This window comes from Candidatus Protofrankia californiensis (assembly GCF_900634765.1).
GTDB classification, from domain to species: Bacteria; Actinomycetota; Actinomycetes; order Frankiales; family Frankiaceae; genus Protofrankia; species Protofrankia californiensis.
The window spans coordinates 8,949-12,557 of sequence record NZ_CAAAFT010000278.1; the positions used below are offsets into that span (position 1 = coordinate 8,949).

A 3,609-nucleotide genomic window follows, 5' to 3' on the forward strand; every position below is an offset into this window, starting at 1 on the left:
GTCGGGATACGAGCTGCGGTAGCGGTCGAACAGGGCCAGCCACGTATCCCGCTCGGCCCGGCCCCGCTTTCCGACACCGGCGGCGAAATGCTCGTACACCCCCTCAGGGACGAGGAAGTGCGCGTCCTGCGGCCAGCCGTAGAACCGCTTCGTCGCCCGGATCTCCTCCTCCCCCAGCGGCTCCCCGTGCGCCGCGGCCGTGCCCTGTTTGGTGGGGGCGCCGAACGCGATACGGCTGTCGACGATGACGAGGGTCGGGCGGTGCTGTTCGCGGCGGAACGTCTCGAACGCACGGCCCAGCGTCGTCCGGTCGTTCGCGTCGCCGACGCGGGCGACGTTCCACCCGTAGGCGATGAACCGGGTGGCCACGTCCTCGGTGAACGCCAGGTCGGTGCTGCCCTCGATGCTGATGTGGTTGTTGTCGTAGATCCAGCACAGGTTGGCCAGCCGCAGATGACCGGCCAACGACGCCGCCTCGGCCGCGATCCCCTCCATGAGATCACCATCACCGCACAGTGCGTACACGTCGTAGTCGAACATGTCGAAGCCGGGCCGGTTGAACCGCGCCCCCATCCAGCGTGCGGCGATGGCCATGCCCACCGATGTCGCCGCACCCGTGCCCAGCGGCCCCGTGGTCGCCTCCACCCCCGACGTCCAGCGGTACTCCGGATGGCCGGGGCACTTCCCGTCCAGCTGCCGGAACCGTCTGATGTCATCGAGGGTGACCGACAGCTGCCCGAGTGTCTCGTAGGCGGGGTTGACCGCCTTGACCCGGGCCAGGTGCAGCATCGCGTACAGCAACGTCGACGCGTGCCCCGCCGACAGCACGAAACGGTCACGGTTGGGCCAGATGGGATCGTCGGGGTCGAACCGCAGGAACTCCTGCCACAGGGTGTAGGTCACCGGCGCCATGGCCATCGGGGTGCCCGGATGCCCGGACGCGGCGGCCTGCACGGCGTCCATACACAGTGTGCGGATCGTCGCGACGCACAGGTCGTCCGCGTCGGTGATGGTCGGCTGCTCGGTGAACGTCATGTACATCCTTTGTCAACATAGGACGCCCACAACGTTTGTCGCAGGCGCTCGAGGTCCAGTAGCCGCGCCGGGGCCGCGACGCAGCTCGATCGTCTCCGCCGTCAGCTCCCGAACCGGGCGAGCCGACCATCCGCTGCGGTCAGGAACTGCTTCTGCGACCAGCTCGACAACCTAGATCGTATCCGGCGGTCACGGACCCTTGCCGGACGTCGAGGCCTTGCAACCGCCGCTGTGGCCTTGCTCCCAGTTTCAGCGAGGGCCTGTGGTCTCAGCGGGAGCCTGCACATCGCGCGGACGGGCACCGTCAGCGTGCGTCCCCGCCGTCCCCGCCATTCGCCCGTTCCGGCCGATCCGGCCGGTCGGCAAGGCCACCGAAGGCGGCGAGTCCCCCGAACGCCCTGGTCAGGTCGCTGGGGACGATCCACACCTTGTTCGCGTCACCTTCGGCGATGCGCGGCAGGATCTGCAGGTACTGGTAGGCGAGGAGCTTCTGGTCGGGGTTACCGTCATGGATCGCCCGGAACACCGTGGCGATGGCCTCGGCCTCGCCCTGCGCGGAGAGGATCTTCGCTTCCCGCTCACCCTCGGCCCGCAGGATCGCGGCCTGTTTCGCGCCCTCGGCGCGCAGGATCTCACTCTGTTTGACGCCCTCCGCCGACAGGATCGCCGCCCGGCGGTCCCGCTCGGCGCGCATCTGCTTCTCCATCGAGTCCTGGATCGACGGCGGCGGCTCGATGGCCTTGAGCTCCACCCGGTTGACCCGGATGCCCCACTTGCCGGTCGCCTCGTCGAGCACACCGCGCAACCTGGTGTTGATCTCATCGCGGGACGTCAGGGTCTGCTCGAGGTTCAAACTGCCGATCACGTTGCGCAACGTCGTGACGGTGAGCTGCTCGATCGCGCTGATGACGTCAGCGATCTCGTAGGTGGACGCGCGCGGATCGGTGACCTGGAAGTAGATCACCGTGTCGATGCCCACGACGAGGTTGTCCTCGGTGATCACCGGACGGGGTGGGAACGTCACCACCTGCTCGCGCAGGTCGACGCGTTCCCGGATCCGGTCCACGACGGGGATGACGATGGCAAGGCCGGGGGTGAGGGTCCGGTGGTAACGGCCCAGCCGCTCGACCACGATCGCCCGGGCCTGCGGAACGACCCGCACCGCTCGGGCCAGGAACACCACCAGCACCAGCACGACAACCGCGGTGGCGATCAGCCCGGCCATCAACGCCTCCCGGTCTCGGCCCGCTACACCTGCGCGGGGTGGACGACGGCCGTGGCGCCGTCGATGCGTAGCACGCGCACGCTCGTGCCCGGCTCGAGGATCTGACCGTCGATCGTCGCGCGGGCCGACCACACCTCGCCCCGGATCCTGACGCGGCCGTCCCCGTTGACAGGTTCCAGCACGACACCGGTCATACCGATCAGCGCGTCGGTGCCGGTCGCGACGTCCGGCGACTGGTGCAGGTGACGGCGCGCAACCGGCCGCAACCCGAGCAGCAGCGCACCGGAGGTGACGACGAACGCGACGAGCTGGGCGAGGAGACCACCGCCGACCCCGGCGACGACGCACGCCGTGAGCGCCGCGAGCGCGGTCATCCCAAGGAGGAGGGAAAGCGTGAGCATTTCGCCCACACCGAGAATCCCAGCGATCACCAACCACCACAGCCACGGCGGCATGACTGCCATGGTAGCCGCAGCATGACCTCAGGTGTGAGAGCGGACGTCCGGCTCCGGCGTCCCGCTTCGGCGTCTCGTTCCCGACGCCTGCGTTCTCGGCGTGTGACGGCAGTCGCATCCAATCGGGCTCCGCTGGTGTGAGCACCGCGTGCCGTGGACAGAACGGACAGCAACCTGTCGTGTGAAGGAGCGGTGATGACGGACTTCCTGATCGATGTGACGACCCTGCGGGAACACGCCCGCGAGGAGATCGACAAAGGTCCGGTGACGGACGCCTACGGCGCCGATCTGCACCGGGTCCTCGACGTGTGCAACCAGGCGTTGGCCACCGAGCTGGTGTGCGTCCTGCGGTACAAGCGGCACTACTTCACCGCGCAGGGCCTCGCCTCCGCCCAGGTGGCTCCCGAGTTCGCCGAACACGCGGCGGACGAGCAGGCCCACGCCGACCGGATAGCCGCCCGCATCACGCAGCTCGGCGGCGAACCCGACTTCAACCCGCAGACGCTGACCACGCGCTCCCACTCCCAGTACGACGCCAGCCACAGCCTGCTGGAAATGGTACGGGAGGATCTCGTCGCGGAACGCATCGCGATCGCCTCCTACACGGAGGTCATCAACTGGCTCGGCGATAATGATCCGACCACCCGCCGCATGTTCGAGGGAATTCTGGAACAGGAGGAGGAACACGCCGACGACCTGCGCAACTTCCTACAGAAAATGGACCCGTGAGAGTCCCGGGTCGCTTCGCTCGCGGGGCAGCCCAATTCCTCACCCAAGGTGGAGGAGCCTAGTCGACGTAGTCGACGTCGTTCACGGACAGGTGTGCCCACACTCCGGCCAACAGGGTGGAGGCGAGCGCCGCAGGGTCGCCGTCCGCCCTGGCGATCACCAGTG

The 3,609-nt window shown here is 68.2% G+C and carries 3 protein-coding genes and 1 pseudogene; 1 reads left to right on the plus strand and 3 read right to left on the minus strand.

Features of this window, described 5'->3' with window-relative positions; genetic code table 11:
• The 3 genes and pseudogenes from DD1DGNOD_RS29535 to DD1DGNOD_RS15165 form a co-directional block, all read right to left on the minus strand.
• A pseudogene (locus DD1DGNOD_RS29535) lies at positions 1-1,035 on the minus strand (transketolase); the annotation flags it as partial.
• A gap of 304 nt (positions 1,036-1,339) precedes the next feature.
• Positions 1,340-2,260, minus strand: a complete 921-nt coding sequence (locus DD1DGNOD_RS15160; RefSeq protein WP_131767073.1) for an SPFH domain-containing protein — start codon at positions 2,258-2,260, stop codon at positions 1,340-1,342.
• Between the two features lie 23 nt (positions 2,261-2,283).
• Complete coding sequence (locus DD1DGNOD_RS15165; protein WP_346434332.1) at positions 2,284-2,691, minus strand: NfeD family protein; 408 nt, start codon at positions 2,689-2,691, stop codon at positions 2,284-2,286.
• A 219-nt stretch (positions 2,692-2,910) separates the two neighbouring features.
• On the opposite strand from DD1DGNOD_RS15165, the gene DD1DGNOD_RS15170 reads away from it, so the two are divergent.
• A complete protein-coding gene (locus DD1DGNOD_RS15170) occupies positions 2,911-3,444 on the plus strand; it encodes a ferritin-like domain-containing protein (RefSeq protein ID WP_131767075.1) in 534 nt (177 codons plus the stop codon).
• Positions 3,445-3,609: the final 165 nt, after the last annotated feature.